The sequence below is a fragment of the Ectopseudomonas composti genome, from assembly GCF_900115475.1.
Lineage (GTDB): Bacteria > Pseudomonadota > Gammaproteobacteria > Pseudomonadales > Pseudomonadaceae > Aquipseudomonas > Aquipseudomonas composti.
Genome location: NZ_FOWP01000002.1, coordinates 100,667 through 125,077, shown reverse-complemented (window position 1 = coordinate 125,077; position 24,411 = coordinate 100,667). Strand labels below are relative to the sequence as shown.

General features: G+C 63.6%; 22 protein-coding genes. 10 read left to right on the top strand and 12 right to left on the bottom strand.

The window, feature by feature from the left end; genetic code table 11:
* Positions 1–151: 151 nt before the first annotated feature.
* The 5 genes from acs to BM059_RS04220 all read right to left on the bottom strand — a co-directional run bounded on the left by acs (position 152) and on the right by BM059_RS04220 (position 6,445).
* The gene (gene acs, locus BM059_RS04240) at positions 152–2,113 is read right to left on the bottom strand and encodes an acetate--CoA ligase (RefSeq protein ID WP_037005210.1); all 1,962 of its coding nucleotides are present in this window, start codon (positions 2,111–2,113) and stop codon (positions 152–154) included.
* A gap of 215 nt (positions 2,114–2,328) precedes the next feature.
* Positions 2,329–3,612: a C4-dicarboxylate TRAP transporter large permease protein DctM gene (gene dctM / locus BM059_RS04235; RefSeq protein WP_055985020.1), complete on the bottom strand. Its 1,284-nt coding sequence runs from the start codon at positions 3,610–3,612 to the stop codon at positions 2,329–2,331.
* On the bottom strand, positions 3,609–4,238 hold the full coding sequence (locus tag BM059_RS04230; protein ID WP_074936952.1) for a TRAP transporter small permease: 630 nt from the start codon (positions 4,236–4,238) through the stop codon (positions 3,609–3,611). The genes dctM and BM059_RS04230 overlap by 4 nt, the downstream gene beginning before the upstream one ends.
* 154 nt (positions 4,239–4,392) lie before the next feature.
* On the bottom strand, positions 4,393–5,406 hold the full coding sequence (locus BM059_RS04225; protein ID WP_074936950.1) for a TRAP transporter substrate-binding protein: 1,014 nt from the start codon (positions 5,404–5,406) through the stop codon (positions 4,393–4,395).
* A gap of 118 nt (positions 5,407–5,524) precedes the next feature.
* The gene (locus tag BM059_RS04220) at positions 5,525–6,445 is read right to left on the bottom strand and encodes a LysR family transcriptional regulator (protein WP_037000197.1); all 921 of its coding nucleotides are present in this window, start codon (positions 6,443–6,445) and stop codon (positions 5,525–5,527) included.
* Positions 6,446–6,613: 168 nt separating this feature from the next.
* Between BM059_RS04220 and BM059_RS04215 the strand changes: the two genes are divergently transcribed.
* Together BM059_RS04215 and BM059_RS04210 are read left to right on the top strand one after the other, a co-directional pair.
* On the top strand, positions 6,614–7,816 hold the full coding sequence (locus BM059_RS04215; RefSeq protein ID WP_074936949.1) for a CaiB/BaiF CoA transferase family protein: 1,203 nt from the start codon (positions 6,614–6,616) through the stop codon (positions 7,814–7,816).
* A 166-nt stretch (positions 7,817–7,982) separates the two neighbouring features.
* Positions 7,983–8,918 (top strand): hydroxymethylglutaryl-CoA lyase, encoded by a 936-nt coding sequence (locus BM059_RS04210; RefSeq protein ID WP_074936948.1) that lies wholly within the window; start codon positions 7,983–7,985, stop codon positions 8,916–8,918.
* Between the two features lie 151 nt (positions 8,919–9,069).
* Here the strand turns inward: BM059_RS04210 and BM059_RS04205 are convergent, their stop codons facing one another.
* The 6 genes from BM059_RS04205 to BM059_RS04180 form a co-directional block, all read right to left on the bottom strand.
* Entirely contained in the window at positions 9,070–10,062 is a 993-nt protein-coding gene (locus BM059_RS04205) for a TRAP transporter substrate-binding protein (protein WP_074936947.1), read from the bottom strand.
* A gap of 130 nt (positions 10,063–10,192) precedes the next feature.
* A complete protein-coding gene (locus BM059_RS04200; RefSeq protein ID WP_074936946.1) occupies positions 10,193–11,014 on the bottom strand; it encodes an HpcH/HpaI aldolase/citrate lyase family protein in 822 nt (273 codons plus the stop codon).
* A gap of 195 nt (positions 11,015–11,209) precedes the next feature.
* The gene (locus BM059_RS04195; protein ID WP_074936945.1) at positions 11,210–12,409 is read right to left on the bottom strand and encodes a CaiB/BaiF CoA transferase family protein; all 1,200 of its coding nucleotides are present in this window, start codon (positions 12,407–12,409) and stop codon (positions 11,210–11,212) included.
* A gap of 124 nt (positions 12,410–12,533) precedes the next feature.
* A complete protein-coding gene (locus tag BM059_RS04190) occupies positions 12,534–13,889 on the bottom strand; it encodes an MmgE/PrpD family protein (RefSeq protein ID WP_074937417.1) in 1,356 nt (451 codons plus the stop codon).
* 59 nt (positions 13,890–13,948) lie between these two features.
* The gene (locus BM059_RS04185; protein ID WP_037000208.1) at positions 13,949–15,112 is read right to left on the bottom strand and encodes an acyl-CoA dehydrogenase family protein; all 1,164 of its coding nucleotides are present in this window, start codon (positions 15,110–15,112) and stop codon (positions 13,949–13,951) included.
* A gap of 73 nt (positions 15,113–15,185) precedes the next feature.
* Entirely contained in the window at positions 15,186–16,013 is an 828-nt protein-coding gene (locus BM059_RS04180; RefSeq protein ID WP_074936943.1) for an HTD2 family dehydratase, read from the bottom strand.
* Positions 16,014–16,202: 189 nt separating this feature from the next.
* On the opposite strand from BM059_RS04180, the gene BM059_RS04175 reads away from it, so the two are divergent.
* From BM059_RS04175 to ykgO, 4 genes are all read left to right on the top strand, one after another.
* The gene (locus BM059_RS04175) at positions 16,203–17,090 is read left to right on the top strand and encodes a LysR family transcriptional regulator (protein ID WP_074937415.1); all 888 of its coding nucleotides are present in this window, start codon (positions 16,203–16,205) and stop codon (positions 17,088–17,090) included.
* 419 nt (positions 17,091–17,509) lie between these two features.
* On the top strand, positions 17,510–18,070 hold the full coding sequence (locus tag BM059_RS04170; protein ID WP_074936941.1) for a nucleoside deaminase: 561 nt from the start codon (positions 17,510–17,512) through the stop codon (positions 18,068–18,070).
* A gap of 132 nt (positions 18,071–18,202) precedes the next feature.
* The gene (locus BM059_RS04165) at positions 18,203–18,460 is read left to right on the top strand and encodes a type B 50S ribosomal protein L31 (RefSeq protein ID WP_074936939.1); all 258 of its coding nucleotides are present in this window, start codon (positions 18,203–18,205) and stop codon (positions 18,458–18,460) included.
* Positions 18,457–18,612 carry a type B 50S ribosomal protein L36 gene (gene ykgO, locus BM059_RS04160; protein WP_074681137.1) on the top strand — a complete coding sequence of 52 codons (156 nt, stop codon included), beginning with the start codon at positions 18,457–18,459 and terminating at the stop codon, positions 18,610–18,612. The genes BM059_RS04165 and ykgO overlap by 4 nt, the downstream gene beginning before the upstream one ends.
* Position 18,613: 1 nt before the next feature.
* Here ykgO and BM059_RS04155 read toward each other — a convergent pair whose 3' ends face one another.
* The gene (locus tag BM059_RS04155; RefSeq protein ID WP_074936938.1) at positions 18,614–20,167 is read right to left on the bottom strand and encodes a sigma-54-dependent transcriptional regulator; all 1,554 of its coding nucleotides are present in this window, start codon (positions 20,165–20,167) and stop codon (positions 18,614–18,616) included.
* A 253-nt stretch (positions 20,168–20,420) separates the two neighbouring features.
* On the opposite strand from BM059_RS04155, the gene phhA reads away from it, so the two are divergent.
* The 4 genes from phhA (at position 20,421) to BM059_RS04135 (ending at position 24,340) form a co-directional block, all read left to right on the top strand.
* A complete protein-coding gene (gene phhA / locus BM059_RS04150; protein ID WP_074936936.1) occupies positions 20,421–21,206 on the top strand; it encodes a phenylalanine 4-monooxygenase in 786 nt (261 codons plus the stop codon).
* Positions 21,207–21,361: 155 nt separating this feature from the next.
* Positions 21,362–21,715: a 4a-hydroxytetrahydrobiopterin dehydratase gene (locus BM059_RS04145; RefSeq protein ID WP_037000215.1), complete on the top strand. Its 354-nt coding sequence runs from the start codon at positions 21,362–21,364 to the stop codon at positions 21,713–21,715.
* A complete protein-coding gene (locus BM059_RS04140) occupies positions 21,712–22,911 on the top strand; it encodes an amino acid aminotransferase (protein WP_074936934.1) in 1,200 nt (399 codons plus the stop codon). The genes BM059_RS04145 and BM059_RS04140 overlap by 4 nt, the downstream gene beginning before the upstream one ends.
* An 85-nt stretch (positions 22,912–22,996) precedes the next feature.
* Positions 22,997–24,340 carry a DUF2254 domain-containing protein gene (locus BM059_RS04135; RefSeq protein WP_074936932.1) on the top strand — a complete coding sequence of 448 codons (1,344 nt, stop codon included), beginning with the start codon at positions 22,997–22,999 and terminating at the stop codon, positions 24,338–24,340.
* Positions 24,341–24,411 lie beyond the last annotated feature (71 nt).

Below are 24,411 nucleotides of genomic sequence, written 5' to 3'. Positions count from 1 at the left end.
GGCATTATGCACACCTGAAAAAATTGTACAAAGATTTATTCATGTACAAGTTAATTACAAGAACGATCAAGACGCGGAAATGTTCGAAACGCAGAAATGAAAAGCCCCGCCGGGCTTGTGGCCAGGCGGGGCTTTCGTTTGCCGTTACCGATCAGGCGCAGGCGGCTTGCATCTGACGATGCGTGTCGATGAGGTGCTGCACCACACCAGGATCGGCCAGCGTGGAGATGTCGCCGAGGGAATCGTATTCGGCGGTAGCGATCTTGCGCAGGATACGGCGCATGATCTTGCCCGAACGGGTCTTCGGCAGGCCGGGGGCCCACTGAATCACGTCCGGCGTGGCGATCGGGCCGATCTCCTTGCGCACCCAGTTGCGCAATTCCTGACGCAGTTGTTCCGATGCTTCTTCGCCCGCATTCAGGGTGACGTAGACGTAGATGCCCTGCCCTTTGATGTCGTGCGGTACACCGACTACTGCGGCCTCGGCGACTTTCGCGTGGGCGACCATGGCGCTTTCGATCTCGGCGGTGCCCATGCGGTGGCCGGAGACGTTGAGCACGTCGTCGACGCGGCCGGTGATCCACCAGTAGCCGTCTTCGTCGCGGCGCGCACCGTCACCGGTGAAGTACATGCCACGGAAGGTCTTGAAGTAGGTGTCGACGAAGCGGTCATGGTCGCCGTACAGGGTACGCGCCTGACCCGGCCAGGAGTCGATGATCACCAGGTTACCTTCGGCAGCGCCTTCGATGATGTTGCCCAGGTTGTCCACCAGTGCCGGCTGTACGCCGAAGAACGGACGCGCAGCGGAGCCCGGCTTGAGGCCATGAGCGCCCGGCAGCGGAGTCATCAGGCAGGCGCCGGTTTCGGTCTGCCACCAGGTGTCGACGATCGGGCAACGGCTCTGACCGACGTTCTCGTAGTACCACTGCCAGGCTTCCGGGTTGATCGGCTCACCAACCGAACCGAGCAGGCGCAGGCTGGAACCATCGGCGCCTTCGACCGCGGCCTTGCCCTCGGCCATCATGGCGCGAATGGCGGTCGGGGCGGTGTAGAGGATGTTGACCTTGTGCTTGTCGACGATCTTGGCGACGCGCGAAACGTCCGGATAGTTCGGCACGCCTTCGAACATCACGGTGGTGGCGCCGTTGGACAGCGGCCCATAGACCAAATAGGTGTGGCCCGTGACCCAACCGATGTCAGCGGTGCACCAGAAGACTTCGCCCGGACGGTAGTCGAACACGCGCTCATGGGTCAGCGAGGCGTATACCAGGTAGCCGCCAGTGGTGTGCAGCACGCCCTTGGGCTTACCGGTGGAACCGGAGGTGTAGAGGATGAACAGGGCTTCTTCAGCGCCCATTTCCTTGGGTGCGCAGACGCTGCCAGCCACCTTCATCAGGTCTTCGTACCAGATGTCGCGATGCTGGTTCCACTTGATCTCGGAGCCAGTGCGCTGCACCACGATGACCTTCTGGATGCTGCGGGTCTCGGGGTTGGTCAGGGCGTCGTCGACGTTGGCTTTGAGCGGTACTTTCTTACCGCCACGCAGCCCTTCGTCAGCGGTGATCACCACCTTGGACTGGCAATCGATGATGCGCCCGGCCAGCGCCTCGGGGGAGAAGCCGCCGAATACCACGGAGTGGATCGCGCCAATACGCGCACAGGCCAGCATGGCCACCACAGCTTCCGGAATCATCGGCATGTAGATGGTTACCACGTCGCCGCGGTGCACGTCCTGGCCACGCAGGGCGTTGGCGAACTTGCACACTTGCTCGTGCAGCTCGCGGTAGGTGATTTCCCGGTGCTCGGACGGATCGTCGCCTTCCCAGATGATCGCGATCTGGTCACCGCGCTCTTCCAGGTGACGGTCGAGGCAGTTGTAGGAGACGTTCAGGGTGCCATCGGCGAACCACTTGATGTCGACATGGTGATCGTCGAAGGTGGTCTGCTTGACCTTGTTGTAGGGCTTGATCCAGTCGATGCGCTTGCCCTGCTCGCGCCAGAAACCCTCGGGGTTGACCACGGACTGTTGGTACATGGCCTTGTAGGTGGCCTCGTCAGTGAGGGTCCGCGCGGCCACTTCGGGACGCACAGGGTAAAGAGACGCAGCACTCATGGAATCACCTCGACGGGGAGTTGTTTTTGTATGGTGCCTTTTGTATCCCCCGACCCTTCGTGAGGCCATTCGACCATGGTCTTACCGCTCTAAGACCATGGTCTTGAAGCCCTGCCTGGCATATGGCGAGCCAATTCGACAGCGTCATGGATACGTCGAGGCGCGTAGATAAAAAAACCCGGCACAAGGCCGGGCACAGAGGTAGACACAATTGCTCAGCTCATCCCCAGCCAGTTCGGCAACGCCATAGATACCGCTGGGATATAGGTGATGATCATCAGGAAGCTCAGCAGCAGCATCAGCCACGGCATCGCTGCGCGGATCACTGCCGTCAGTGGCATCCCCGTCACCGCCGAGGTGACGAACAGGTTCAGCCCCACCGGCGGCGTGATCAAACCGATCTCCATGTTCACCACCATGATGATGCCCAGGTGAATCGGGTCGATGCCCAGTTGCATGGCGATCGGGAACAGGATCGGCGCCAGGATCAGGATGATCGCCGACGGCTCCATGAAGGCACCGGCCACTAGCAGCACGATGTTCACCACCAGCAGGAACTGCCACGGCTGCAGGCCCAGCTCCACCACCCAGGCGGTGATTTGCTGGGGAATCTGCTCGGTGGTCAGCACGTGGGCGAAGAGCATGGCGTTGGCGATGATGAACATCAGCATGATGGTCAGCTTGCCAGACTCCAGCAGCACCTTCGGGCACTCGCGGATGGTCAGGTCCTTGTACACGAACAGGGCAACGAAGCCGGCGTACACCGCCGCCACGGCCGCGGCCTCGGTCGGGGTGAACATGCCGGTGTAGATACCGCCGAGGATGATCACCATCAGCAGCAGGCCCCAGAACGCCTCACGGGCGGAACGCAGCCACTCGCGGAAGCTGGCGCGCGGCAGGGCTGGCAGCTTCTTGATGCGCGCGACGATGTAGATCGCGATCATCAACACCAGGCCGAGCATGATGCCGGGGATCACACCGGCCATGAACAGCTTGCCCACCGACTGCTCGGTGGCAGCGGCGTACACCACCATCACGATCGACGGCGGAATCAGGATGCCCAGCGTACCGGCGTTACACACGATGCCGGCGCCGAACGCCTGCGGGTAACCGGAACGCACCATGCCGGCGATGGCGATGGAGCCGACCGCAGCGACGGTCGCCGGCGACGAACCGGACAGCGCAGCGAACAGCATGCACGCCAGTACCGCACCGATGGCCAGGCCGCCACGGATGTGGCCGACGCAGGCGTTGGCGAAGTCGATCAGGCGACGTGCCACGCCACCGGTGGTCATGAACGCACCGGAGAGCAGGAAGAACGGGATCGCCAGCAGGGTGTAGTGCTCGGAGGTCTCGAACAGCTTGATCGCCAGCGAGCGCACCGAGTCCGGGCTGAACAGCATGATGGTGATCGAACCGGCCAAGCCGAGCGACGCGGCGATCGGCACGCCGATGAACATCAGCAGGAACAGCAGCAGGAAGAGGAACAGAACGGTCATTGCTTGGGCTCCTCGTGCTCATTGATTTTCAGCGCATCGGCGGCTTCGTCAGCCAGGCCGAGGCCGGTCTGCTCGTTGCGCAAGATACGGACGAGGATTTCCAGGAAGCGGATGAACACCATGGCGTAGCCGAACGGCACGATCATGCCGATATGCCATTGCTGGATGCCGTAGTGGCCGAGGTCCTCGGCACCGATGCCAGCCTTGAACAGGGTGCTGACCCAGTCGAAGCTGCCGACGGCGATCAGGCCGGCGTAGCCCAGGCAGGCCGAGCAAGCGACCACGCCGATGATGCGCTGAATGCCGCGCGGGGCGAGTTTGACCAGGGCGTCGACGCCGATGTGGCCGGCGGTACGCACGCCGTAGGCCAGGCCGAAGAAGATCAGCCAGCCGAACAGCGCTTTGGTCAGGGCATTGCTCCAGGTCATTGCCTGGGCCATGTCGAGAATGGAGTCGCCGATAGCGAGCAGAAACTCGTTACCGCCGAAGGCATCACCCAGCCAGTAGAACAGGGTGTAGAAGTTGTTGAGGATCACGTAGACGAAAGTGATCAGCGTCATGGCCGCCAGGAGGAAAGCGATGAAGCCTTCCTCGAAGTGCTCCCAGACGCGCCGCAAGGCGTTCATCGGCATCTCCGAGCATTGTTGTGGTTTTAAGGAGTCGGATGACGAATCTAACCGAGCCTGGAACGGCACGATATTCGTCATTGGCAAACGCCGTCTTAGGCGACGGCGAATGAAGGGCCGCCCCGGGTGCGTGGGCCCGGGGCGGCTGTAAGGCTTACGGCTGGTTGGCGGCTTGCGCGGCTTGCGCGGCTTCGATCATGTCAGCGCCGATCTCGGCCTCGAACTTCTTCCACGCCGGGCGCACGGCGTCACGCCAGGCGGCACGCTGCTCGGGCGTCAGGGTGATGATCTCGCTCTTGCCGGTAGCGACGATGGCCTGGCGGGCTTCGGTATTCAACGCCTCGGCCTGCTTGTTCACTTCGACGGTCACCTCGTCGACGATCTGCTCCAGTTCGCTGCGGATATCCGCCGGCAGGCCGTTCCAGAACTGGGTGTTGGTGATCAGCAGGTAGTTGCCGATGGCATGGTTGGACTCGGTCATGTACTTCTGCACCTCGAAGTACTTCTGCGAGTAGATGTTCGACCAGGGGTTGTCCTGGGCGTTGACCACGCCAGTCTGCAGCCCCTGGTAGATCTCGGCGAAGGCCATCTTGCGCGGCACCGCACGCAGCGCACTGTATTGCGCCGCTTGTAGATCGGACGGCTGCACGCGGAATTTCTGCCCACGGGCATCGGCAGGGTCGACCAGCGGCTTGTTGGCGGTGAGCTGACGCATGCCGTTGAGCCAGTAGGCCAGGCCGGTGATGCCCTTGCTCTCCATCGACTTGAGCAACGCCTTGCCCTTGTCCGAAGACTGGAAGCGCTGCGCGGCAGCGACGTCATCGAACAGGAACATCATGTCGAACAGTTGCAGCTGCTTGGTGTACTGCTCCAGCTTGGACGGTGCTGGTGCCAGCATCTGCACTTCGTTGAGCAGCAGGGCTTCCATTTCCTTGCCATCGCCATACAGCGAGGAGTTGGCATAGACGTCGACCTTGACCTTGCCGGCCAGACGCTCCTCCACCAGTTTCTTGAACAGCAGTGCGCCCTGGCCCTTCGGCGTGCTGTCAGCGGTGATGTGGGAAAACTTGATCAAGATCGGATCGGCTGCGTGTGCCGAGAGTGCGCCAAGCAGTGCGCAACCGGCGAGCACACCGGCCAGGCCACGACGGACGAAAGAAAACTTCATGGAAGGCTCCTGTTGTTTTTGTCTGAGCGTCGAGGGCGGATCGCCGTCGATTGGCCCGGACTCTACTCCGCCCTCCCCCCGGCTGAAATTCACATTTGAACAACCGAGCCTTCGGCATTCACGAAGGCAGCGCTGAATATCCCTCTGTCGCGCCACTGTTTCGCAGGTGATCGAGCATCTGCTTCGCGGTCAGCGAAAGGTTGTCCTGATTGCGCACCGCCACTTTGAGTTCGCGCCGCGCCCAGGGATCGTGCAACGGGATGACCCGTACATCGAGCGCCGGCAAGTAGGTACGCACCGCCAGGTCCGGTAGTACGCCGACGCCCATACCGGTGTGGATCATCCGGCAGATGGCCTCGAAGCTGCGCACCTGAATGCGCAGGCGCAGCGCTACGCCCTGACTCTGCGCCGAATGCTGCAACAGGCCATGTAATGAGGCGTCCTGCTGCAGGCCGATGAAATCGAAGCCCACCGCCTCACGCAGGAACAGGCCGTCGCGTTCGGCCAGTGGATGCTCGCGCGGGGTGACCAGCACCAACTGGTCGTGGCGGTAGGTGAATACCTGTAGATCCTCGGCCGGCACATGGCCGGCGAAGATGCCGATATCGGTCAGGCCCTCACGCACGGCGCGGATGGTTTCGCTGCTGACCCGCTCCTCCAGATCGATCTTCACCTGCGGATGCAGGCGGCTGAAGCTGGCCAGGTCCTCGGGCAGAAACTCGATCACCGCCGAGGTGTTGGCGTGGATGCGCACGTGGCCTTTTACCCCTTCGCTGAACTCGCTGAGGTCGGCGTTGAGCTGCTCAAGGTTGTCCATCATGTTGCGCGCGTGGTGCAGCAGCGCATGGCCGGCTGGGGTCAGCTCGACGCCCTTGGGCTGGCGATAGAGCAGCGCGATGCCCAGTTGGCTTTCCAGGTCGCTGACGCGCTTGCTCACCGCCGCCAGGGCCAGGTGCTCGCGCTCGGCGGCGCGGGTCAGGCTGCGCTCGTCGGCGATGGCGACGAACAGCTTGAGGGTGACGAAATCGATGCGGCGCATGAGGGTCTCCATTTCGCGCCTGGCGAAGCGATGCTGCCAGGAAGCTGATTTACAGCATGCCACTTCGCGATACGCGAAGCCTAGCTTGGCCATTGGGCAATTGTCGCAACCGCTGCGCTGCGCCATTCTGCGCACCACGAGAAACGCACAGGCAAATCAGGTGCAGCCATGACTCAAAACAACACCAGCAACATGGCCCTGCAGGGGCTCAAGGTGATCGAGATGGGCCAGCTCATCGCCGGTCCCTTCGCCAGCAAACTGCTCGGCGAATTCGGCGCCGACGTGATCAAGATCGAGCCGCCGTGCGTCGGCGACCCGCTGCGCAAATGGCGCAAGATCAAGGACGGCACCTCGCTCTGGTGGCACGTTCAATCGCGCAACAAGCGCTCGCTGACTCTCGATCTGAAACAGGCCGAAGCGCAAGACATCGTGCGCAAGCTGGTGAGTGAGGCCGACGTGCTGGTGGAGAACTTCCGCCCCGGCACGCTGGAAGGCTGGGGCCTGGGTTATGAAGCGCTGAAGGCGATCAACCCACGCCTGATCATGCTGCGCATCTCCGGCTATGGGCAGACCGGCCCCTACCGCGACCTGCCCGGTTTCGGGGTGATCGGCGAAGCCATGGGCGGCCTGCGTCACCTCTCCGGCTACCCCGGCCAGGCGCCGGTGCGCGTCGGCATCAGCATCGGTGATTCGCTGTCCTCGCTGTACGGCGTGATCGGCGTTCTACTGGCCCTGCAGGAACGTGCGCGCAGCGGCGAAGGCCAGGAGATCGACGTGGCACTGTACGAGTCGGTGTTCGCCATGATGGAAAGTCTAATCCCCGAATACGACGCCTTCGGCTACGTCCGCGAGCCGGCCGGCAGCGCCCTGCCCGGCATCACCCCGTCCAACTCCTACCCCTGCAACGACGGCAGCTACGTGCTGATCGCCGGCAATGGCGACAGCATCTACAAGCGCCTGATGAGCCTGATCGGCCGCGACGACCTGGGCAATGACCCGCGCCTGGCGCAGAACGACGGGCGCAGCCAGCACGCCGAGCTGATCGACGGTGCCATCGCCGAATGGACCGCGCAGCGCGGCCGCGATGAAGTGATCGAAGCCCTCAAGGGCGCGCGCGTACCGGCCGGCTATCCCTACACCGCCGCCGACATCGTGCAGGACCCGCACTACCTGGCGCGGCAGATGATCGAGCAGGTGCAGACCAGCGTCGGCCCGCTCAAGGTACCGGGCGTGCTGCCCAAGCTGAGCCGTACACCGGGCCGTATCGGCACTGGCGGCCCGCAGTTGGGCGAGCACAACGACGACATCCTCGCCGGCCTCGGCCTGAGCGCGGAACAGGTCGCCGGCCTGCGCGAGCGCGGGATCATCTAGCCAGATGGCTGCAGATAGCTCCCACGCTCCGCGTGGGAGTTCAGCACAGGACGCTCTGCGTCCGCCCGTGATAGCGACGGACGCAGAGCGTCCCCGGATGCATTCCCACGCGGACGGTTCGACGCCTCGACGTGGGAACGATCAAGTCAAAGATTGAGGATTCCCCATGAGCAAACGCCTTTACATCCAGGACGTCGCTACCCGTGACGGCTTCCAGATCGAAGCGTCCTTCGTACCCACCGAAGACAAGATCGCCCTGATCGACCGCCTGTCCCACACCGGCCTGGCCAAGGTCGAGGTGACCTCCTTCACCTCGCCCAAGGCCATCCCCAACCTGCGCGATGCCGAAGAGGTGATGCGCGGCATCCAGCGCGTCGCCGGCGTTGAGTACACGGTGCTGGTGCCCAACGTGAAGGGTTGCGAACGCGCGCTGTCGTGCGAGGTGGACGAGATCAACCTGGTGATGTCCGCCAGCGACACCCACGGCCTGGCCAACCTGCGCATGACGCCGGAGCAATCGCTGGCGCAGTTCGCCGAGATCATCGAGGTCAGCCGCGGCAGCGGCGTGTTCATCAACGCTTCGCTGTCGACCACCTTCGGCTGCCCGTTCGAGGGCGAGGTCAGCGAGGCCCGTGTGTACGAGCTGACCCAGCGCCTGCTGGACATCGGCGTGCAGGGCGTGACCCTGTGCGACACCACCGGCATGGCCGACCCGGCGCAGGTCGAGCGCATCTGCCGCGAGGCGCTGCAACGCTGGCCCGAAGCGGTGTTCACCGCGCACTTCCACAACACTCGCGGCATGGGCCTGGCCAATGCCCTGGCGGCGCTGAATGCCGGTATTGACCGCTTCGACGCCTCCCTCGGCGGCCTCGGCGGCTGCCCCTATGCACCAGGCGCCAGCGGCAATATCTGCACCGAGGATCTGGTGCACATGTTCCAGCGCATGGGCCTGGACACCGGCGTGAATCTCGATGCCCTGCTCGAAGCCGCCGCCACCCTGCCCGAGCTGATCGGCCACGATGTACCGGGCGCCATCCTCAAGGCAGGCAAGTCGGATCGACGCTATCCCAAGCCGAAGTGGATGCAGGAAGCCGGGCTGTAAAGCCTGGCACGACGCCGTACAGATCGTGTGCCGTGAGGTGCCGACTCTGGGGTGACTGGTGCGCACGGCGCACCCTACGTATTCGAGTAGCGTTGCTCCTCGAACGAAAACGCCCGGCACAAGCCGGGCGTTTTCATTTCAAGCTCGACACTCAGCCCTGGTTGGACTTCTCCGCCGCCTGGATCAGCTCGGCGCCGATCTCCTTCTCGAATTTCTTCCACACCGGGCGCATCGCTTCACGCCATTCGGCGCGCTGCTGCGGGGTCAGCTCGATGATCTCGGTGGTGCCGGCCTTGGCGATGTCCTGCTTGGCCGTGCGGTTGAGATCGTCAGCCTGCTTGTTCACCTCCACGGAGACCTCGGCCATGATGGTTTCCAGCTCGGCACGCACGTCATCCGGCAGGCCCTTCCAGAACGTGGTGTTGGTGATCACCATGTAGTCGATCAGGCCATGATCGGACTCGGTCATGTACTTCTGTACCTCGTGCACCTTCTGGCTGTAGTAGTTCGACCAGGTGTTCTCGGTGCCGTTGACCACACCGGTCTGCAGGCCCTGATAGACCTCGGCGAAGCTCATCTTGCGCGGATTGGCCCGCACCGCCTTGAACTGCTCCTCCAGCACCGCCGACGCCTGCACGCGGAATTTCAGACCACGGGCATCGGCCGGCTCGCGCAGTGGTTTGTTGGCCGACATCACTTTCAAGCCGTTGTGCCAGTAGGCCAGGCCGGTGATGTTCTTGTCTTCCATTGAGGTCAGCAGGCCACGGCCTTCAGGGCTGGCCTGGAAGCGATCGACTGCCTCCATGTTGTCGAACAGAAATGGCAGGTCGAAGAGCTGCACCGGCTTGGCGTACTGCTCGAACTTGGCCAGCGACGGCGCCAGCATCTGCACGTCGCCGATCAGCAGCGCCTCCATTTCCTTGCCATCGCCGAACAGCGACGAGTTGGGGTAGACCTCCACCTTCACCCGGCCTGGCAGGCGCTCCTCGGCCAGTTGCTTGAACAGCAGCGCGCCCTGTCCCTTGGGCGTGTTGTCCGCCACCACGTGGGCGAACTTGATGATGATGGGATCAGCGGCCTGAGCCAGACCGACGCAGGAAAGCATGGCTGCGCAGGCGAGCGCCTTGGCGGTGAGTTTGAACATGACGTTACCTCATTGTTTTTGTAGGTTGGTACGTGGTTACAAGGTGGCTGGCTGCCGCAGCAGCCAGTCGTTTTTTGTAGGAGCCGGCTTGCCGGCGATCTGCTGAGAAGCATCGCCCGCAAGCGGGCGCCTACGGTTCTCCTGCCCGCAGCAGCAGGCGTCGGGCACGGCCAAGTACCGGGGCATCGACCATCTGGCCGTCCACCACGAATACTCCTTCGCCGCTGCTAGCCGCCGTCATCACACGGCGTGCCCAGGCCAGCTCCTGCTCCGCCGGGCGCAGGGCGTCGTGCACGACCGCCACCTGAGTCGGGTGGATGCAGAGCAAACCGTCGAAGCCCATGTCGCGGGCATCGCGTGTCGTGCGGGCAAGGCCGTCGCGGTCCTCGATGGCGGGAAATACGCTGTCCAGCGGCGCCGCCAGGCCAGCCGTGCGCGAGTGCAGCAACAAGGCATAACGGGCCTGGTCGAGGATGCGTTCGGCTGCGGCGCTACCGCTGCTGAGGCCCAAGTCCAGGCCCAAATCCAGAGCGCCGAAGGACAGCCGCTCGACGCCTTCAGCGCGGGCGATTTCCGCCAGCGCCAGCAAGCCCGCGGCACTCTCGATGATCGGCCACACCGGCTTGCCACAGGCCGCTACTCGCGCCACCTGGGCAGCGCTTTCCACCTTGGGCAGCAGCAAACCGACGACACCGGCATGACGGCCGCAGAGTTCGATATCGGCGCCATGACCGGCGTGTTCCGGTGCGTTGATCCGCACCAGCAGCCGGGCGTCGGGATTGGCCGTGAGAAAGCCATCGAGATTGGCCCGGGCCTCGACCTTGAGGCTCTCCTGCACGGCGTCTTCGAGGTCGACGATGACCGCATCGGCACCGATGGCGAGCGCCTTGGGAATGCGCTCCGGGCGACTCGCCGGCACGAACAGGGCACTGCGAATGATCGATTTGCTCATGATCTGTCCTCATCAAACGCGGGCGTTTGCCCCTTGTGACAGGCAGACGGCTGGTGGACGAAAAGAGCGTCGTCCACCCTACGCAACTGTGGGTTCATATATTTCCCGTAGGGTGCGCCGTGCGCACCGGCTCTTGGATTCATCGGTGCGTGCATGGCGACGCGTCGCCCGGATGCAATCCGGGAATGGGCACGTTCACACCGCCCCCTGCTGATGCAAGCGCTGGATGTCGGCGGACGCGTAGCCCAGCTCGGTGAGCAGCGCATCGGTGTGCTGGCCCAGCGCCGGGATGGCATCCATGCGCGGTTCGAAGGCGCTGTTGCGCCCTGGCGGCAACAACGCCGGCAGGCTGCCGCTGGGGCTGTCGACCTGGCGCCAGCGCTGCCGCGCTTCGAGTTGCGGGTGAGCCCAGACGCCGGCCATGTCGTTGACCTGGGCATTGGCGATCTGCGCCTGCTCCAGGCGCTCGATGACCTGCGCCGAGCTCATGCGCGAGAACGCCTCGACGATCAGCGCACGCAGTTCGGCGCGGTTGGCTGAGCGCTTGAAGTTGGCGGCAAAGCGCTCGTCGCTGGCCAGCTCCGGCTGCTCCAGAACCTTCTCGCAGAACGCCTGCCATTCGCGCTCGTTCTGCAGACCGAGCATCACCGTGCCGCCGTCGCCAGCCGGAAACGGGCCGTAGGGATAGATGGTCGAGTGCGCGGCGCCCGCGCGCGGCGGCGGCGTGGCGCCGTCGTAGGCGTAGTACAACGGATAGCCCATCCACTCCACCAGGCTTTCCAGCATCGACACGTCGACGCGGCTACCCACACCGGTCTTGCCGCGCAGCATCAGCGCCGACAGCACGCCGGTGTAGGCGTACATGCCGGCGGCGATATCAGCGATGGAGCAACCGGCCTTGGCCATCTCTTCCTCGCCGGCGCCGCCGGTGACGGAGAGAAATCCACCCTCGCTCTGGATCAACAGGTCGTAGGCCTTCTTCTGCTCGTACGGGCCGCCTTCGCCGTAGCCGGAGATGTCGCAGACGATCAGTTGCGGGAAGCGCTCGTGCAGCGCCTCGAACGACAGGCCCATGCGCGCGGCGGCACCCGGTGCGAGGTTCTGCACCAGCACGTCGGCCTTGGCCAGCAGGCTGTCGAGCACTTCGCTGGCGTCGTCCTGCTTGAGGTCGAGGGTCAGGCTTTCCTTGGAGCGATTGGTCCAGACGAAATGCGAGGCCAGGCCGCTGACGCGCTCGTCATAGCCGCGAGCGAAATCGCCACTGCCGGGACGCTCGACCTTGATCACCCGCGCACCGAGGTCGGCGAGTTGGCGGGTGCAGAACGGCGCAGCGATGGCGTGCTCCAGGCTGACCACGGTGATGCCATCCAGTGGTCGGGGATTGCTTTGAGTCATCTCAAGAACCTCATTTACTCAGGCGCAGCAGCGTTCCTGTAGGAGCGGATTCATCCGCGAATGCACTGTGTCAGGCGCTGCAGTTGTGCGGGGTTGGCGTACGTTTTCGCGGATGAATCCGCTCCTACAAAGTCAACTGGCGCAGATCGTCCGTCTCGCGCAGACGCCAGACCCGCTCGATCAGCACGCCCGCTTCATCGCTGCTGCGCTTGCCGGCGAAGGCCAGCAGGCGGCGGAACTTGTCTTCCAACTCGGCGCGGCTAAGGGTGTTGCCGGGGTCGCCCTTGGGCTCGTCGATGGCGCCACGCAGGGTGCGGCCATCGGTGGTGATCACCTCGACGCGGCCCAACCAGCGCTGCGGGTAAGCCACATCCACCTCAGGGTCGAGGCGCATCTGCACCTTGTCGCGGAAGGCGGCCACGGCCGGGTCCTGCAACGCCAAATTGGCGAACTCGGTCAGTTGCGCGCTGCCATGCACGGCGATCAGGCCAAGCACGGTGCCCATGGAGAACTTGGCCTGGTGCACGGTCTGCGGCACCTTCACGCGGCCGAGCACATCGATGGCGCCCTGATGCACACGGGCGATGACGCGCTCGATCTGCTGATGACGCAGGCCTTCGCGCTGCATCAGATCGAGCAGCGCATCAGCCGCCGGATGGGTATGACGGCAGGAGGCGTGGAACTTGAACGAGGTTTCCACCAGCGCCCAGCGCCGGCCGAGACGATCCGACAGCTTGCTCGGATTGGCATCGCGGGACATACCGGCGGCCATGCCCTGCTCGCCCTCGAGAATGTTCTGCGCGCCGGTCAGGCCCTGCTCGGTGAAGTAGGCGGCCAGCAGGCCATCAGCTGCGGCCTTGGCGGTGTGCAGTTGCTTGGAGTCGGCGGCATCGCGCAGGAACTCCCACAGCCCGGCGGCCTGGGTGCCAGCATTGCCGAGCAGGTGGATGAACTGCTGCTTATCGAAGTCCAGTAGCTTGCCCACAGCAACGGCAGCAGCCAGAGTGCCGACGGTCGCCGTGGTGTGGAAGATGCGGTAGTGCGAGCGGCCGAGGAACTCGCCGATGCGAATGCCAGCCTCGTAGCCCGCCACCGAGGCCAGCAGCAGCTCGCGGCCGGACTTGCCGAGGTCCTGCGCGCCAGCCAGGGCCGCCGGAAACACCACCGTGGCCGGGTGCAGCACCGAGCTGTTGTGCAGGTCGTCCTGCTCCACCAGATGCGAGGAGGCGCCATTGACCAGGGCGGCAAAGTACGCCGAGGTGCCACGGCCGTTGACCAGGATGCGCGCCGGACCATCGGTCGGGCCCATCTTCTGCGCATAGGCCTCGAACAGCGGAATCGGCCGCGCACCCTCGCTGGCAAGGGCCGAGCCGAGCCAATCGAGGAACAGGTCTTCGGTACGATCCAGTACGTGCTCGGGAATCTGCTCGTAGTTGAGATCGGCGAGAAACTCAGCCAATGCCTGGGTGTGCTGGCTCATCGTGTTGTTCTCCAGTTCGTAGCCATGCAGGTGGCGCGACATCCACCCTACGTTCGCAGTCAGAAGGAACGTGGCAGTTCGAGCAGGTGCTCGGCCACGTAGCTCAGGATCAGGTTGGTGGAGATCGGCGCCACCTGGTACAGGCGGGTCTCGCGGAACTTGCGCTCGACGTCGTATTCGTTGGCGAAACCGAAGCCGCCGTGGGTCTGCAGGCAGGCGTTGGCCGCTTCCCAGCTGGCCTTGGCCGCCAGGTACTTGGCCATGTTCGCTGCCGCTCCGGCGTTGCGCCCGGCGTCATATTCCTCGCAGGCGCGCCAACGCATCAGGTCGGCGGCCTCGATCTCGATGTGCGCCTCGGCAATGGGGAACTGCACGCCCTGGTTCTGGCCGATGGGCCGACCGAACACCACGCGATCGCGGGCGTATTGCGCGGACTTCTCGATGAACCAGCGACCGTCGCCGATGCACTCGGCGGCGATCAGCGTGCGCTCGGCATTGAGGCCATCGAGGATGTAGCGGAAGCCCTTGCCCTCTTCACCGATCAGGCTGCTGGCGGGGATTTCCAGGTTGTCGAAGAACAGCTCGTTGGTCTCGTGGTTGACCATGTTGGCGATCGGCTGCACGGTCAGGCCGTTGCCGATGGCCTCGCGCAGGTCGACCAGAAAGATCGACATGCCCTCGGACTTGCGTTGCACCTCGGCCAACGGCGTGGTGCGCGCCAGCAGGATCATCAGGTCGGAGTGCTGAACGCGAGAGATCCACACCTTCTGGCCGTTGATGACGTACTTGTCGCCCTTCTTGACCGCAGTGGTCTTGATCTTGGTGGTGTCGGTGCCAGTGGTGGGCTCGGTGACGCCCATCGACTGCAGGCGCAGTTCGCCGCTGGCGAGCTTGGGCAGGTAGTAGCGTTTCTGCTCCTCGCTGCCGTTACGCAGCAGGGTGAACATGTTGTACATCTGCCCGTGGATAGTGCCGGAGTTGCCACCGCAGTGATTGACCTCCTCGAGGATCACCGAGGCCTCGGCCAGACCCAGGCCCGAGCCACCGTATTCTTCCGGGATCATCGCCGACAGCCAGCCGGCTTCAGTCATGGCGCTGACGAAGGCTTCCGGGAAGCCCTTTTCCTCATCGATCTTGCGCCAGTATTCGGCGGGGAACTCCGCACACAGGGCGCGCACGCCTTCGCGGATGGCGTTGAGTTCTTCGTTGTTGTAGGCGTTCATTACAGTTCCTCGGTAAGCCGTAACCCGGATGCAATCCGGGAGCGATTTCCCGGATTGCATCCGGGCTACACAATCAGTCGAATTGCACGTCGGCGCGCTGCGCCAGGCCTGCTTCATTACCCGCCCACAGCTCTGCGTGGCCCTCGCCGCTGATGCGCCCGCCCACCTCGAACGGCTGCGGTGCGATCAGCGGGCGTAGGCCGCGATAAGCGAAGCGGCGCAGGCGCGCCTGCGGGTTGGCGCGACAGAAGGCACGCAGGCTGAGGGTGGCGGTCAGCGGGCCGTGTACCACCAGGCCGCTGTAGCCTTCGGTGTCGGTGACGTAGGGCCAGTCGTAATGGATGCGGTGGCCGTTGAAGGTCACTGCGCTGTAGCGAAACAGCAGCGTGCTGGACGGTGTGACCGCCTCGCGCCAGTCGCCGGCGACCAGTGGCTCGCCGCTGCTGGCCTTGGGTGGGCTGGGCTCGCGGTAGACGATGTCCTGCTCTTCGCGGATGGCCAGTTGGCCGTCCTGCAGGTAGTCGTGCTGCACGGTGACGAACAACAGCGCGCCGGTACGACCGTGCTTTTCTTCGATGTGCTTGATGGTCGATACCCGGCTGGCTTCGCCACCCACGCGCAACGGCTGGATGAACTCGATACGGCCACCGGCCCACATGCGGTTACGGTCGTCGGCCGGCGGCAGGAAGCCACCGCGCGCCGGATGGCCGTCCTCGCCCAGACCGATCTCGGCGACCGGCTCCTGAAAGAACGCCCAGTGCCACAGCGGCGGCAGCGCCTCGCCATGGGCCGGTGTGGCTTCACCGAAGGTGGCGGCGATGCGCTTGACCAGATTGCGACTGAGTTGGTCGTGGACTTCTTCGCTACGACCGATCCAGGCGGAAAAAGCAGAATCACTCATGGGGCAGGTTCCAGCTCGGTTCTTGTGTGAGCTGGAGCATGCGACGCTGCATGCGTTCAGAGAATCCGCATTTATTTAAACCAGCGTTCGGATATGCTTAACACCAACACTGTAGGAGCCGGCTTGCTGGCGATGCTTCTTGATCGCCCGCAAGCCGGCACCTACGAATGACATCAGGAAATGGCCACCATGCATTTCGATCTGCCCGACCTGCGCCTGTTCATCCATATCGCCGAGTCGCCCAGCCTGACCCAGGGCGCGCGCAAGGCATTTCTCTCGCCGGCCGCTGCCAGCGCGCGGATCAAAGCGCTGGAAAGCCAGCTCGGTAGCCGCCTGCTGTATCGCGACAGCCGTGGCGTCGAACTGACCCCTGCAGGCCAACGCCTGCTGCAGCATGCGCGACTGATCATGCGCCAGGTGGACTACCTGAAAAGCGAGTTCACCGAATATGGCACCGACGCCGCCGGGCATATGCGCATCTTCGCCAACACCACGGCGGTGACCGAATTCCTCCCCGAGGTGCTGGCCGGTTTTCTCGCCGAGCGCCCCGGAGTCACCGTCGATCTGCAAGAGCGTCTGAGCCGCGATATCGTCCGTGGCGTACTCGATGGCGCGGCGGATCTCGGCATCATCGCCGGCCCGGTGCAGGCGCCCGGCCTGCAGGTGCTGCACTTCAGCACCGACCGCCTGGTGCTGGCGGTGCCGCTGGGCCATACCCTGGCGCAGCGGCAATCGGTGAGTTTCGCCGACACCCTCGCCTACCAGCACATCGGCCTGCACGAGGGCAGCACCCTGCTGAGCTTCCTGCGTGAACAGGTGGAAAAATTCGGCGGCAACCTGGCCCTGCGTATCCAGGTATCGAGCTTCGAGGCGATCTGCCGGATGATCGAAGGCGGCGTCGGCATCGGCATCATCCCCGAGTCGGCCGCACGCCGGCATAGTCGCACCATGCAGCTGGCCATCTTGCAACTGGACGAAGCCTGGGCGGTGCGCGAGCGCAGCATGCTGGTGCGTGAACTGGATGCGCTACCGGGTAGCGTGCGGGCGCTGATCGACCGACTGAACCAGGGCGTGTAGAGCCAGGCAAAATTCCGGGCCAAAAAAAAGGGCGACCAAATTGGTCGCCCGCCCATTCAAGGCATTCCTCGAAAGGAATGCGGAAACGCTTGCACCCAAATCACGCAGGATGATCGGGACGGCCTCAGTGTCGCCGTAGCCCCATGCCCTGCCTATTGCACCAAGGTCGTAGGGTCTGTACGAAAAGTGCCTGCGCTCGGTGATGCTGCGTTAAAAACAGGCTCGTGTGCGAGCCCAGTCAGAATGCTCATTTACCGCTCGTAAAGTCGAACGCGACCCCGGCCGTTCTTCGCCTGTTTTTGCGGGGCCGCCATCGGTATTGCCTGATCTTCGCTCGACGACTTTTCGTACAGACCCTAGGGCGCGAGTCACAGGGCAGGCCATACTCACGCGACGCCTTTTGGGCCCTGGAGGCACCCATGAACCCGGAGTACCTCGCCCTGCTGCAGCAGGCACCAGCCAGCACCCATGTCGATGACACCTGGGCCCGGCTCTGTTGCGAACAGGCCCTGCTGGCGCTTGAGGAAGGCTGTTATGCGGTCGGCGCATTGCTGGTGGATGGAGCGGGTGAACTGTTGTGCAGCGGTCGGAATCAAGTGTTCGCCGTGGCCTACAGCAGCGCCGCTCACGCCGAGATGCAGGTGCTCGATCAACTCGAAACCAAACACGCGCACGTCGACCGCCGAGACCTGACCCTCTACGTCAGCCTTGAGCCCTGCCTGATGTGCTACGGCCGTATCCTGCTGGCCGGCATCCCCCGCATACGCTACCTGGCGCGCGACCGCGATGGCGGCTTCGCCCTGCGCCACGGGCGCTTGCCACCAGCCTGGGCCAACCTCGCCTCCGGGCTTTCGGTGGTGCAGGCCAAGGCAGATCCCTACTGGCTGAATCTTGCCGAGCAGGCCGTCAGCCGCCTGCAGGACCGCCAGGCGCTACGCCAACGCGTCACCCAGGCCTGGCGCGGTCAACAGCAAACCTGAGCGTCAGCTTCACCCTCTCACTTCGACCTCAGCAAACCGCCCAAGACAATGGCGGTGCATTGTCGTGCTTGCAATAAAAACAAGAACCATTATCATTAAAGAAACGTTATACAGTAACAGCAGGAGTTAAAAATGAAGCCCGGCATTCACCCCAGCTATCGCACCGTTCTGTTCCACGATGTCGCCGCCAACGCCTATTTCCTGATCGGCTCCACGGTGGACACCGACAAGACCCACGAATACCAGGGCGTGGTTTACCCCTACGTCACCCTGGATGTTTCCAGCGCCTCGCACCCCGTCTACACCGGCCAGCAACGCCAAGCCAAGAGCGAGGGCCGTATCGCTGGTTTCAACAAGCGCTTCGCTGGTTTCATCGGAGGTGGCGCATGAAGGTTCTGTCCTCGCTGAAGCAAGCCAAGCTGCGTCACCGCGACTGCCAGATCGTCAAGCGTCGTGGCCGCATCTACGTGATCTGCAAGACCGAGCCGCGCTTCAAATGCGTACAGGGCCGGCCCAAGCCGAAGCGCAAGCACAAGGGTTGAATCAGTCCTTGCCCAACCCGTGCTGGCGCAGCTTGTTGGCGATGGTGGTATGGGAAACCCCGAGGCGCTTGCCCAACTGGCGGCTGCTGGGATGGTCACGGAACAGGCGCTCCAGCACCGCCTTCTCGAAACGGCCGAGAATATCGTCGAGGCTGCCTTCCACCGAGAACTCGCCCAGCGGCTGCGGTGCGCCGTAGTCCGGCAGGCGGATATGCTCAGCCTTCACCGTGCCGCCATCGCACAGCGAAACCGCCTGGAACAGTACGTTCTCCAACTGCCGCACGTTGCCCGGCCAGTGGTAATGGGCCATCCGCTCGAAAGCCTGCGGCGCCAGCTTGGGTAATGCACAACCGATCTGTCGACTGGCGGAATCGAGAAAGTGCTCGACCAGAGGCGCCAGGCCGTCGAGGCATTCGCGCAGCGGCGGGATGTGCAGGCTGAGCACGTTAAGGCGGTGGTAGAGGTCCTGGCGAAACTCGCCATGGGCGCAGAGCTCGGACAAATCGACCTGGGTGGCGCAGATCACCCGCACGTCCAGGTACACCTCCTCGTCGCTGCCGACACGACGGAAGCAACCATCCTGCAGAAAGCGCAGCAACTTGGCCTGCAGACGCGGGCTCATCTCGCCGACACCATCGAGAAACAAGGTGCCGCCTGCAGTCAGTTCCAGCAGGCCGAGCTTGCCTTCCGGGCGCGCGCCCTCAAAGGCGCCAGGGCCGTAACCGAACAGCTCGGTCTCAGCCATGGATTCCGGCAGGCCGGCGCAGTTGAGTGCCATGAATGGCGACTGCCCACGCGGGCTGGCCAGGTGGCAGGCGCGCGCCAGCAATTCCTTGCCCGTACCGGTTTCACCCTCGATCAACAGCGGCGCATCCAGCGGCGCCATGCGCCGCGCCTCCTTGACCACTGCCGCCATCACTTTGGAGCTCTGGAAGATCGAGTCGAAGCCGCGCAGCTCCTGCTTGCGCACATGATAGATACGCTCACCGACGCGGTCGGCGCGGTGCAGGGTCAGTACGGCTCCGGCCAGTGCCTCGCTGTCGTCATGCTCGTTCTGCAGCGGCGCGATATCGGCGAGAAACACATCGCCCTTGATCTTCACCCGCAGGCCGTTGATTCGTGTCTTGTTGGCGCGCACCAGCTCGGGCAAGTCGAAATCCTCGGCATAACGCGACAGCGCCATGCCCGGCACCTCGTCCACGCGCACGCCGAGCAGCTGTGCGGCGCTGCGGTTGGCGGCGACGATGCTGCCGCCCATGTCGATGGACAGAACAGGAAAATCCAGCGCACCGAGCAGCGCGTTGAGCTCCAGGTGACGCCGTTCGCTGGGCATCAGCCCCACGCGCTTGACGCCGAACACGCCGGCAATAGACTCGAACTTCGGCCTTAGCGACTGGAACTGCAGGTTGATCAGATTCGGGCAGTGCAGGTAGATGGCGTTGCCCTGCTCGCCCCCGACTTCGCCACGGGCGACGTTGATGCCGTAGTCGACCAGCAGGTTGAGGATGTCACGCAGGATGCCGACACGGTTCTGGCAGTGGACCTTGATACGCATGGCTCAGGCTCTTGTTGTTGTGGCCGCCGGGTCACAGAAATCGGAGATGGCGGCATAATTTTCGTCAAGAATATGTGACACCAAAACACTGCAGCAAGCCGAAAAATCGCCATACCGGCAATATCGTAATAAAAAGTTTACAGTTTCCTCAGGTAATCCTGGGCTACGCTGCTTCTGGCCACCGTTTCATCCCGAGCAATCGGCGGCATGCTCTGGTCAAGACAAGAACAACAGCCCCCTCAAGGAGGCAGCGATGAAGAGCACGCAGTACCTGGCCCGGGAACCGGACGAGAGTGGTTTTATCCATTACCCGGAACGCGAGCACCAGGTGTGGAACACCCTGATCACCCGCCAGTTGGACGTGATCCAGCACCGCGCCTGCCAGGAATACCTGGACGGCATCGAACAGCTCGACCTGCCGCTGGAGCGCATCCCGCAACTCGGCGAGATCAACCGGGTCCTCGAATCCACCACTGGTTGGCGCGTGGCGCGGGTACCGGCGCTGATCCCCTTCCAGACCTTCTTCGAGCTGCTGGCCAGCAAGCAGTTTCCCGTCGCCACGTTCATCCGCACGCCCGAGGAGCTGGACTACCTGCAGGAACCGGACATCTTCCACGAGATCTTCGGTCACTGCCCGATGCTGACCAACCCCTGGTTCGCCGAATTCACCCACACTTACGGCAAGCTCGGTCTCAAGGCCACGAAAGAACAGCGCGTCTACCTGGCGCGGCTGTACTGGCTGACCATCGAGTTCGGCCTGCTCGACACCCCAGCGGGTCGGCGCATCTACGGTGGCGGCATCCTCTCCTCACCGAAGGAAACCCTCTACGCCCTGTCCAACGAGCCCGAGCACCAGGCGTTCGATGCACTGGAGGCGATGCGCACGCCGTATCGTATCGATATCCTGCAACCGGTGTACTTCGTCCTGCCCGAGCTCAAGCGTCTGTTCGAGCTGGCTCAGGAAGACATCATGGCGCTGGTGCATCAGGCCATGCAGTTGGGCCTGCACGCGCCGAAGTTTCCGCCGAAAGCCGCGTAGAGCGTAACGCCCTTTTGCGCACGGCCGCCGCTGCCCTCTCGATTCGCCGCTTGGGCGTGGCGGCCACACACCAGCGAGTAGCCCGGATGAAATCCGGGATGGCCCTCAGACATGGCCCCGGATTTCATCCGGGCTACAAAACCCAGGAGAACCCCATGAGTCTTGCCCAAGCCCAATGCGAAGCGTGCCGCGCCGATGCGCCGAAAGTGACCGATGCAGAACTGGCCGAGCTGATCCGCGAGATCCCCGACTGGAACATCGAGGTACGCGGCGACCACATGGAGCTGGAGCGCGTATACCTGTTCAAGAACTTCCGCCATGCCCTGGCCTTCACCAACGCCGTTGGCGCCATCGCCGAGGAAGTCGGCCACCACCCGGCCCTGCTCACCGAATGGGGCAAGGTCACCGTCACCTGGTGGAGCCACGAAATGCGCGGTCTGCACCGCAACGACTTCATCATGGCCGCGCGTACCGATGTGCTGGCTGCCAGCGCCGAGGGCCGCAAGTGAGCCATTTCGCCAAGGTCGCCCGCGTACCGGGCGACCCCATCCTCAGCCTGATGGAAGCCTATCGCCTCGACAGCAACCCGGCGCGCCTGGACCTCGGCGTTGGCGTCTACAAGGACGCTCAGGGCCTGACGTCGATCCCGCATGCGGTGAAGCTGGCCGAGCAGCGCCTGATCGACAGCGAGCAAACCAAGACCTACATCGGTGGCCACGGCGACGCGGCGTTCGGCACGCTGCTGAGCCAGCTGGTACTGGGCGCCGGCTCAGCACTGCTCGCCGAGCAGCGCGCCGGCGCTACGCAAACACCGGGTGGCACCGGCGCCCTGCGCCTGGCAGGTGATTTCATCCGTCACTGCCTGCCGGGGCGCGGTATCTGGCTGAGCGATCCGACCTGGCCGATCCATGAAACCCTGTTCGCCGAAGCTGGGCTCAAGGTCGGTCACTACCCCTACGTCAGTGCCGACAATCGTCTCGACGTTGAGGCCATGATCGCCGCCCTCACCCACCTGCCCAAGGGTGACGTGGTGCTGCTGCATGCCTGCTGCCACAACCCCACCGGCTTCGACCTCACTCCGCGCGACTGGAAGCGCGTGCTGGAGGTGGTCAAGGCGCGTAAGCTGCTGCCCCTGATCGACTTCGCCTACCAGGGCTTCGGTGATGGCCTGGAGGAAGATGCCTGGGCCGTGCGCCTGTTCGCCGCCGAACTGCCGGAGCTGTTGATCACCAGCTCCTGCTCGAAGAACTTCGGTCTGTATCGCGAGCGCACTGGCGCGCTGATCGTCTGCGCCGGCGACGCCGAAAAGCTCATCGATATCCGCAGCCAGCTGGCGTACATCGCTCGCAATCTGTGGTCGACGCCACCGGCTCATGGCGCTGCGGTGGTCGCCCAGATCCTCGGCGACGCCGAACTCAAACGGCTGTGGCTGGACGAGCTGGAGAGCATGCGTCAGCGCGTTGCCAGCCTGCGCCGCGGCCTGGTCGAAGCGCTGGCACCCTATGGTCTGAGCGAACGTTTCGCGCATGTCGCCGAACAACGCGGCATGTTCTCCTACACCGGCCTGTCGCCGCTGCAGGTGCAACGCTTGCGCGAGGAGTTCAGTGTGTACATGGTCGGCAGTGGCCGCGCCAACGTCGCCGGGCTGGATGCCAGCCGGCTGGATCAGCTGGCCACCGCCATCGCTCGGGTCTGCGTGAACTGAGGCAGCGGGCGGCGGTCATTATGGCCTGCCGCCTATCGTCTTCAACGCTATAGTGCGGTCATCGCCATTCACGACGGATCCGCCAATGGCCGTACCCAGCAACATCCTCTTTCGCGCTTACCAGCGCATCATCCACAGCCTGGCGTTCTACCCGACGCTGATCGCCATCGGTTTCTTCCTCCTGTGTCTACTGACCATGGCGGTCGAATACCAGCCCTGGATGATGTCGCTCAAAGGAAACTTCGACCTTGGCCTGGTGCGCAACGCCGACAATGCCAGGCTGATTCTCGGCACCCTGGTGGCCGGCATTCTGTCACTGATGGTGTTCAGCTTCTCGATGGTCATGGTGGTGCTCAACAATGCCGCAGCATCGCTTTCGCCACGAGTGATTCCGGGGCTGGTCAGCAGCAAGGGCCACCAGAAAACCCTGGGCATCTACCTCGGCAGCATCCTCTATGCGCTGCTGCTGATCACCACCATCGAGCAAGGCAACAGCGACCGTGTTCCGAGCCTGGGCGTGCTGATCACACTGGTGCTGGGCATCACTTGCCTGGGTCTGTTCGTGCACTTCATCCGCTCGATCTCGCAGTCGATTCAGGTCGAGCACATCCTCAGCAACCTCTACAGCGCCAGCCTGGAAAAGCTCGATGCCTGCGGCGATGGCCCAGCCTCGCGCGACGCCGCGCCACCCTGGCCGGATGACCGCGAATGGGTCACGGTGCACGCGCAACGCAACGGCTACTTCAAGGAACTCAACGTCAAAGAGGTCAACACGTTGCTGCGCCGCCATCAGGTGCGCATGACGGTACTCGCCCACCGCGGCTTCTTCGTCAGCGAGGGTCATCCGCTGTTTCGCCTGGAGCGTCCGCAGGATGACGCCGTCTGCCAGCTGTTGCTCGATTGCTTCGACTTCTTCATCGAAGAGTACGCCAGCAGCCACTATTTCTTCGGTTGCCGACAGATGTCGGAAATCGCCGTAAAGGCACTGAGCCCCGGCATCAACGATCCGGGCACGGCGATCAAGACGGTGGACCTGCTCAGCGTGCAGCTGAGCAGGCGCCTGGCGCTGTCCGAACGAGACTTCGCCAGCCTGCCCGACGAGCCGCCACGGCTGTGCTATCAGGAACTGTCGCTGGACCAGTTGCTGCTGCAACTGCTGGGGCCGATACGCGCCTACGGTGCCGCGGATGTCAGCGTACTGGTCAGCCTGCTGCAGGCCTTCAAGAACCTGCTGCATCGCCCCGCCAGCCTGCAGCAACGTGCCGACCTGCTGCGCCACGCGCGCAGCGTGCGCGATACCGCCGAACGCCACCTGAGCGAGCGGCGCGAGCGTGAAGAGATCAACGATTTCATCGCACGCATCAACCGCACACTGCAAGGCACTGACCAGCCACTGATGCCCCTGCAGGTCACCAGCGAAGCCCCATGATGGGGCGAAACGCGCCGCGAAAAAATTGCACGACCGTTTATCAGTAAAAATAATCCTTAAAAATCAAAGAT

Excerpts from the sequence above, each read along its gene's own strand:
- BM059_RS04170 (WP_074936941.1), top strand. The coding sequence starts at position 17,510 with ATGAACCCGGAGTACCTCGCCCTGCTGCAGCAGGCACCAGCCAGCACC.
- acs (WP_037005210.1), bottom strand. The coding sequence starts at position 2,113 with ATGAGTGCTGCGTCTCTTTACCCTGTGCGTCCCGAAGTGGCCGCGCGG.
- dctM (WP_055985020.1), bottom strand. The coding sequence starts at position 3,612 with ATGACCGTTCTGTTCCTCTTCCTGCTGCTGTTCCTGCTGATGTTCATC.
- BM059_RS04200 (WP_074936946.1), bottom strand. The coding sequence starts at position 11,014 with ATGAGCAAATCGATCATTCGCAGTGCCCTGTTCGTGCCGGCGAGTCGC.
- BM059_RS04135 (WP_074936932.1), top strand. The coding sequence starts at position 22,997 with ATGGCCGTACCCAGCAACATCCTCTTTCGCGCTTACCAGCGCATCATC.
- BM059_RS04175 (WP_074937415.1), top strand. The coding sequence starts at position 16,203 with ATGCATTTCGATCTGCCCGACCTGCGCCTGTTCATCCATATCGCCGAG.
- BM059_RS04180 (WP_074936943.1), bottom strand. The coding sequence starts at position 16,013 with ATGAGTGATTCTGCTTTTTCCGCCTGGATCGGTCGTAGCGAAGAAGTC.
- BM059_RS04145 (WP_037000215.1), top strand. The coding sequence starts at position 21,362 with ATGAGTCTTGCCCAAGCCCAATGCGAAGCGTGCCGCGCCGATGCGCCG.
- BM059_RS04215 (WP_074936949.1), top strand. The coding sequence starts at position 6,614 with ATGACTCAAAACAACACCAGCAACATGGCCCTGCAGGGGCTCAAGGTG.
- BM059_RS04230 (WP_074936952.1), bottom strand. The coding sequence starts at position 4,238 with ATGAACGCCTTGCGGCGCGTCTGGGAGCACTTCGAGGAAGGCTTCATC.
- BM059_RS04165 (WP_074936939.1), top strand. The coding sequence starts at position 18,203 with ATGAAGCCCGGCATTCACCCCAGCTATCGCACCGTTCTGTTCCACGAT.
- BM059_RS04225 (WP_074936950.1), bottom strand. The coding sequence starts at position 5,406 with ATGAAGTTTTCTTTCGTCCGTCGTGGCCTGGCCGGTGTGCTCGCCGGT.
- BM059_RS04210 (WP_074936948.1), top strand. The coding sequence starts at position 7,983 with ATGAGCAAACGCCTTTACATCCAGGACGTCGCTACCCGTGACGGCTTC.
- BM059_RS04185 (WP_037000208.1), bottom strand. The coding sequence starts at position 15,112 with ATGAACGCCTACAACAACGAAGAACTCAACGCCATCCGCGAAGGCGTG.
- BM059_RS04195 (WP_074936945.1), bottom strand. The coding sequence starts at position 12,409 with ATGACTCAAAGCAATCCCCGACCACTGGATGGCATCACCGTGGTCAGC.
- BM059_RS04190 (WP_074937417.1), bottom strand. The coding sequence starts at position 13,889 with ATGAGCCAGCACACCCAGGCATTGGCTGAGTTTCTCGCCGATCTCAAC.
- BM059_RS04155 (WP_074936938.1), bottom strand. The coding sequence starts at position 20,167 with ATGCGTATCAAGGTCCACTGCCAGAACCGTGTCGGCATCCTGCGTGAC.
- BM059_RS04205 (WP_074936947.1), bottom strand. The coding sequence starts at position 10,062 with ATGTTCAAACTCACCGCCAAGGCGCTCGCCTGCGCAGCCATGCTTTCC.
- ykgO (WP_074681137.1), top strand. The coding sequence starts at position 18,457 with ATGAAGGTTCTGTCCTCGCTGAAGCAAGCCAAGCTGCGTCACCGCGAC.
- phhA (WP_074936936.1), top strand. The coding sequence starts at position 20,421 with ATGAAGAGCACGCAGTACCTGGCCCGGGAACCGGACGAGAGTGGTTTT.
- BM059_RS04220 (WP_037000197.1), bottom strand. The coding sequence starts at position 6,445 with ATGCGCCGCATCGATTTCGTCACCCTCAAGCTGTTCGTCGCCATCGCC.